Source organism: Mycobacterium arosiense ATCC BAA-1401 = DSM 45069 (genome assembly GCF_002086125.1).
GTDB lineage: Bacteria > Actinomycetota > Actinomycetes > Mycobacteriales > Mycobacteriaceae > Mycobacterium > Mycobacterium arosiense.
In genome coordinates this window covers 1-240 of sequence record NZ_MVHG01000384.1, presented here as the reverse complement: position 1 = coordinate 240, position 240 = coordinate 1, and the positions used below count along the sequence as shown (strand labels likewise).

Annotated in this window: 1 protein-coding gene; it reads right to left on the bottom strand. The window is 71.7% G+C overall.

Features of this window, described 5'->3' with window-relative positions:
- A partial coding sequence (locus BST14_RS32275; RefSeq protein ID WP_211280869.1) for an inorganic phosphate transporter occupies window positions 1-240 on the bottom strand: 240 nt, incomplete at both ends.

Here is a 240-nt window from a genome sequence, read left to right as displayed (position 1 = left end):
GGCCGCGGATCCACCAGGGCGGCGGCGCCTTGCCCTTCGGCGCCTTGTACAGCGCGCGGTTCTTCACCAGCAGGCGCAGCGCCAGGAGCAACAGGGCGGCGCAGGCGAAGCCGATCAGCGGCGAGAGCAGCAGGGAGTAGCCGACCTTGGTCGCCTGGCCCCAGTCCACCCCGCTGGTGCCATCGCGCCCATGCATCAGCGCGTTGGCCACGCCGACGCCGATGATCGAGCCGATCAGGG